Origin of the sequence: Chryseobacterium sp. SIMBA_028 (genome assembly GCF_046535285.1) — a bacterium.
Classification (GTDB): Bacteria; Bacteroidota; Bacteroidia; order Flavobacteriales; family Weeksellaceae; genus Chryseobacterium.
In genome coordinates this window covers 1-254 of record NZ_JAWRWZ010000564.1, presented here as the reverse complement: position 1 = coordinate 254, position 254 = coordinate 1, and the positions used below count along the sequence as shown (strand labels likewise).

Here is a 254-nt window from a genome sequence, read left to right as displayed (position 1 = left end):
TCGGCAGGGGATGATATTACGGTGATTTTGGATGGAGACAGCGGAGTTACTTTGCAAGACTGCCTTGATGCGAGTCGTGCAATAGAATTCAATATGGATCGCGAAGAACATGATTTCAGCTTACAGGTGATGTCTGCGGGATTAAGCGAACCATTGGCAACTCCAAGACAATTCAATAAAAATCTAGGAAGAGACATCGAAGTTTTACTTACAGATTCTTCTGAGATTGAGGGTGAACTGTCTAAAGTAGACAA

General features: G+C 42.1%; 1 pseudogene. It reads left to right on the top strand.

Features of this window, described 5'->3' with window-relative positions:
* Positions 1-254 (top strand): annotated as a pseudogene (locus SCA31_RS24500) (ribosome assembly cofactor RimP); the annotation flags it as partial.